A 1,738-nucleotide genomic window follows, 5' to 3' on the forward strand; every position below is an offset into this window, starting at 1 on the left:
CCCTTTTTTTATGATACCGCCAGATACTTAGACCATAACGCAGGAGCCCCACGTGATAGGCAGACTCAGAGGCATCATTCTCGAAAAACAACCCCCGCTGGTGTTGCTGGAAACGGCGGGCGTCGGCTATGAAGTGCATATGCCAATGACCTGCTTCTATGAGCTGCCGGAGGCCGGGCAGGAGGCGATCGTCTTCACCCACTTTGTGGTACGTGAAGATGCCCAGCTGCTGTATGGGTTTAACAACAAACAGGAACGTACCCTGTTTAAAGAGCTGATTAAAACCAACGGCGTGGGGCCCAAGCTGGCGCTGGCGATCCTCTCCGGCATGTCGGCGCAGCAGTTCGTCAACGCCGTTGAACGGGAAGAGGTCGCCTCGCTGGTGAAGCTGCCGGGGATTGGCAAAAAAACCGCTGAACGTCTGATCGTTGAGATGAAAGATCGCTTCAAAGGGCTGCACGGCGACCTGTTCACCCCGGCGGCCGATCTGGTGCTGACCTCGCCGGCAGGCCCAACGGCGGACGATGCCGAGCAGGAAGCGGTTGCCGCGCTGGTCGCGCTGGGCTATAAACCGCAGGAGGCCAGCCGGATGGTCAGCAAGATCGCGCGTCCGGACGCCAACAGTGAAACGCTAATTCGCGAAGCGCTGCGCGCTGCGTTGTGAGGTAAGGGATGATTGAAGCAGACCGGCTGGTATCGGCAGACAGCAGCGGCTTTGAAGAGGCCGCTGACCGCGCCATCCGCCCAAAATTGCTGGCAGAGTATGTCGGCCAGCCGCAGGTGCGTTCGCAGATGGAGATCTTTATCCAGGCGGCGAAGCTGCGCGGCGACGCCCTCGATCACCTGCTGATTTTTGGCCCGCCAGGGTTGGGGAAAACCACCCTGGCCAATATCGTCGCCAATGAAATGGGGGTGAATCTGCGTACCACCTCCGGCCCGGTGCTGGAGAAGGCGGGCGATCTCGCCGCGATGCTCACCAACCTCGAACCGCACGATGTTCTGTTTATCGATGAGATCCATCGCCTCTCGCCGGTGGTGGAAGAGGTGCTCTATCCGGCAATGGAAGACTACCAGCTGGATATTATGATTGGCGAAGGTCCCGCGGCGCGTTCCATCAAGATCGATCTGCCGCCGTTTACCCTGATCGGCGCCACCACCCGCGCCGGTTCGTTGACCTCGCCGCTGCGCGACCGCTTTGGCATCGTGCAGCGTCTGGAGTTCTATCAGATCCCCGATCTGCAGCATATTGTCAGCCGCAGCGCCCGCCATATGGGGCTGGAGATGAGCGACGAGGGCGCGCTGGAAGTAGCCCGCCGTTCACGCGGCACGCCGCGTATTGCCAACCGTCTGCTGCGCCGGGTGCGTGACTTTGCGGAAGTGCGCCACGACGGCACCATCTCCGCCGATATTGCCGCCCAGGCGCTGGATATGCTTAACGTCGATGCGGAAGGGTTCGACTATATGGACCGTAAGCTGCTGCTGGCGGTGATAGATAAGTTCTTTGGCGGCCCGGTGGGGCTGGATAACCTCGCCGCCGCGATTGGCGAAGAGCGGGAAACCATTGAAGATGTACTGGAGCCCTACTTAATTCAGCAGGGCTTTCTGCAGCGTACGCCGCGGGGAAGAATGGCGACGGTGCGCGCCTGGAATCATTTCGGGATTACGCCGCCGGAAATGCCGTAGCGCGTTGCGGTTGAGCAGTTTATGGTGAAGCCCGGTCAGCAGCGTGACCGGGCTT

At 60.3% G+C, this 1,738-nt stretch carries 2 protein-coding genes; both read left to right on the plus strand.

The features are described 5' to 3' along the window. Positions 1–52 precede the first annotated feature (52 nt). On the plus strand, positions 53–664 hold the full coding sequence (gene ruvA / locus HMPREF9538_RS19815; RefSeq protein ID WP_002911454.1) for a Holliday junction branch migration protein RuvA: 612 nt from the start codon (positions 53–55) through the stop codon (positions 662–664). 8 nt (positions 665–672) lie between these two features. Further along, the gene (ruvB, locus tag HMPREF9538_RS19810; protein ID WP_004148860.1) at positions 673–1,683 is read left to right on the plus strand and encodes a Holliday junction branch migration DNA helicase RuvB; all 1,011 of its coding nucleotides are present in this window, start codon (positions 673–675) and stop codon (positions 1,681–1,683) included. The last annotated feature ends 55 nt before the right edge of the window (positions 1,684–1,738 follow it).

The organism is Klebsiella sp. MS 92-3 (assembly GCF_000195655.1).
In the GTDB taxonomy this organism is placed as follows: domain Bacteria; phylum Pseudomonadota; class Gammaproteobacteria; order Enterobacterales; family Enterobacteriaceae; genus Klebsiella; species Klebsiella pneumoniae.

Excerpts from the sequence above, each read along its gene's own strand:
- ruvB (WP_004148860.1), top strand. The coding sequence starts at position 673 with ATGATTGAAGCAGACCGGCTGGTATCGGCAGACAGCAGCGGCTTTGAA.